Source organism: Klebsiella sp. GW_Kp182 (assembly GCF_040062275.1).
GTDB lineage: Bacteria > Pseudomonadota > Gammaproteobacteria > Enterobacterales > Enterobacteriaceae > Klebsiella > Klebsiella michiganensis.
On sequence record NZ_JBEAFQ010000030.1, the window covers coordinates 1 to 1,670 of the forward strand.

A 1,670-nucleotide genomic window follows, 5' to 3' on the forward strand; every position below is an offset into this window, starting at 1 on the left:
GCAGACCTGGCTCGACCTGACCGAACAGCTGCTGGAGACCGGCGTCGATTCCATCGCGATTAAGGACATGTCCGGCATTCTCACCCCGATGGCGGCCTTCGAGCTGGTGAGCGAAATCAAAAAACGCTATGACGTCAGGCTGCACCTGCATGCTCATGCCACCACCGGGATGGCGGAGATGGCCCTGCTGAAGGCCATCGAGGCCGGCGTCGACGGCGTCGATACCGCCATCTCTTCCATGAGCGCCACCTACGGCCACCCGGCCACCGAGGCGCTGGTGGCGACGCTGGCAGGCACAAAACATGACACCGGCCTGGATATCCTCAGGCTTGAGAGCATCGCGGCGTACTTCCGCGAGGTGCGCAGGAAATACCACGCCTTTGAAGGCCAGCTGAAGGGCACCGACAGCCGTATCCTCGTGGCCCAGGTGCCGGGCGGGATGCTCACCAACCTCGAGGGCCAGCTGAAGCAGCAGAACGCCGCCCACCGTCTGGATGAGGTGCTGGCGGAAATCCCCCGCGTGCGCGAGGACCTCGGCTTTATCCCGCTGGTCACCCCGACCTCGCAGATTGTCGGCACCCAGGCGGTGCTTAACGTGCTGACCGGCGAACGCTACAGAACCATCGCGAAGGAGACCGCCGGGATACTGAAGGGCGAGTACGGCCACACCCCGGTGCCGGTCAACGCGGCATTACAGGCGCGCGTGCTGGACGGAGCAGAGGCCATCACCTGCCGTCCGGCGGACCTGCTGAAGCCGGAGCTGGCGCAGCTGGAAGCCGACGTGAAGCGCCAGGCGCAGGAGAAGAATATTCAGCTTGCCGACAACGCCATCGACGACGTGCTCACCGTGGCCCTGTTCCCGCAGGTCGGCCTGAAGTTCCTTGAGAACCGCCATAACCCGGCGGCCTTTGAGCCGGTACCGCAGGTGGAAGCCGCGCAGCCGGTGGCAAAAGCAGAGAAACCGGCCGCCTCCGGCGTCTACACCGTGGAAGTGGAAGGCAAGGCCTTTGTGGTGAAGGTCAGCGACGGCGGCGATATCAGCCCGCTGACGGCAGCGGCCCCCGTTCAGACCACGGCCCCCGCAGCCGCCCCGGCAGGTGCCGGCACCCCGGTGACCGCGCCGCTGGCGGGCACCATCTGGAAGGTCATTGCCACGGAAGGCCAGACGGTGGCCGAGGGCGACGTGCTGCTGATTCTGGAAGCCATGAAGATGGAAACCGAAATCCGCGCCGCGCAGGCCGGGACCGTGCGCGGTATCGCGGTGAAATCCGGGGACGCGGTGGCGGTGGGCGACACCCTGCTGAGCCTGGCGTAAGGAAGAGGAACGGAAATGGAAAGTCTGAACGCCCTGATTCAGGGCATGGGGCTGATGCACCTCGGTGCCGGCCAGGCCGTCATGCTGCTGGTGAGCCTGCTGCTGCTGTGGCTGGCCATCGCGAGGAAGTTCGAGCCGCTGCTGCTGCTGCCGATTGGCTTCGGCGGGCTGCTGTCGAATATCCCGGAGGCCGGGCTGGCGCTGACCGCCCTGGAGAGCCTGCTGGCCCACCACGACGCCGGGCAGCTGGCGGTGATTGCCGCGAAGCTCCACTGTACGCCGGATGTCCACGCCATCAGGGAGGCGCTGGCGCTGGCCCTGCCGTCGGTGCAGGGGCAGATGGAGGACCTCGCCG

At 66.5% G+C, this 1,670-nt stretch carries 2 protein-coding genes; both read left to right on the plus strand.

Translation table 11 applies throughout. From position 1 onward, the window contains the following. A partial coding sequence (locus ABLU88_RS16270; RefSeq protein WP_348837123.1) for a pyruvate carboxylase subunit B occupies nucleotides 1–1,315 on the plus strand: 1,315 nt, incomplete at its 5' end. A 15-nt stretch (nucleotides 1,316–1,330) separates the two neighbouring features. Beyond that, nucleotides 1,331–1,670 (plus strand): sodium ion-translocating decarboxylase subunit beta (locus ABLU88_RS16275; RefSeq protein ID WP_348837126.1); only part of this gene is annotated, 340 nt, incomplete at its 3' end.